Annotated in this window: 1 pseudogene; it reads left to right on the plus strand. The window is 64.0% G+C overall.

What is annotated here, in order from left to right:
- Positions 1-1,930: pseudogene (locus QQJ86_RS20150) on the plus strand (putative Ig domain-containing protein); the annotation flags it as partial.

Genomic DNA, 1,930 nt, shown 5'->3' on the forward strand with positions numbered 1-1,930 from the left:
ACCACGTATACCTACGACGCCAACGGCAACCTCTTAACCCGCACCGATCCGAACGGGGCCATCACCAGCTATAGCTACGATGCCAACGGCAATTTGCTGAGTGTGGAAGACGGTGCCGGTAACACGGTGACCTACACCTATAACGCCGCCGACCAGGTCACCAGCAAAACCACCTACACCGTCGCCGCGCAAGGCCAAGTGGGGCAGAGCGGTTACGTCGCCCCGAGCGGCGCCGAGACCACGTATTACGTCTACACCGCCAATAACCAGCTCGCCTACGCCATCGATCCGCTCGGCGCCGTCACCGAGCACGACTACACCACCGCCAATGGCTTGAGCGAACTCACCACCACGCGCCACTACCTGGGGGCCACCTACAGCCCCAGTAGCAACAGCAACAGCCCGAGCAATCCGCCCACCTTGGCCCAACTGCAGGCGTGGGTGCAGGGCACTGCCGTGCAAACCACGCTCAGCCAAAGCACGCGCACCGACTACACCTACGACGTGCGCGGCCAACTGGCCACACAAACCCAGTACGACACCGTCGACAGCAACGGCAATGGTGTGCTGACGAACGGCACCGTCATCACCACCACGACCTACGACGTGCAGGGTCGTCTCCTGCAAACCAGCACCGAGACCGGTGCCAACCGCACTACCTTGCAGACCACCACCTATGCCTACGACGGCTTGGGACGGCTGCTCAGCACCACTGATCCGCTCAGTAACGTCACCAGCTACGTCTATACCGACAGCGCCAACACGCTCGCGATCACGCAGGCGAACGGGCTCACCACCACCCAGGTACGCACCAGTGCGGGCCAATTGCTCAACAGCACGCAATCGGCCAGCGGCCAAACCAGCCGCATCACGAGCTATCTGTATAACGCCGATGGGCAAGCGATCGCGGCGATCGATCCGGCCGGCAACGTCACCTACACGTTTTACGACGCCGATGGCGACGTGACCGGCACGGTGGATGGCGATGGCAACGTCACCGCGACCACCGTCGACGCCGACGGCCAGGTGATCCAGACTACGCAGTACGCCACGCCCGTGAACACCGCCAGTTGGCTCAGCAGTGGCGCGCTCACCAGCAGCTATCCGACCAGCCTGCCGGTACCGACCAGCACGGTGAACGATCGCACCACGACAAGCATCTACAACGCCGCCGGCCAGGTGGTGGCGACGATCGATCCGGCCAATACCGTCACCACGGTGCTGTACGACGGTGCGGGCCATGTCTTGGCTACCACGCAGTACGCCACGCCCCTCACCCCTACACAGCGCAGCACACTCGGCAGCCATCCGACGCTCGCTGCACTGCAGGCCGATCTCACCAGCAACGCCACCAACCGCACCACGCTGACGATCTACGATGCGGACGGCCATGCCGTGGCGACGATCGATGCACTGGGCTACGTCACCGTCACCACGTACAACGACGCCGGCGAAGCGGTACGGCAAACCGCTTACGCCACGGCACTCACGAGTAGCCAGCTCAGCAGCCTGGGCGATACGCCCACGTTAGCCGCGCTGCAAGCCGATCTCACGACCAGTACACAGGACCAGACGACGCGCACGTATGACGACGGCGACGGCCGCGGGGTGGCCACGATCGATGCGGACGGCTATCTCACGACGACGTCGTACGACACCACGACGAACACCACCACGACGACGCGCTACGCGACCGCGCTGACCGGCACGCAGCTCAACGCGCTGACCGGCAGCGAGAGCGTCGCCACGTTGGTGGGTCTCCTTGGCACGAACACCGCCAACGAACAAAGCCACGTCACCACCAATGCCGACGGCCAAGTCGCGAACCGCACCGCGGTCGATGGCACCGTCACCACGTACACCTATAACAGCGTGGGCCAAGTGCTCAGCAGCACGGTGACGCCAGCAAGTGGACAAGGTGCTGCGCGCA

Source organism: Dyella acidisoli, from assembly GCF_030160295.1.
GTDB classification, from domain to species: domain Bacteria; phylum Pseudomonadota; class Gammaproteobacteria; order Xanthomonadales; family Rhodanobacteraceae; genus Dyella_B; species Dyella_B acidisoli.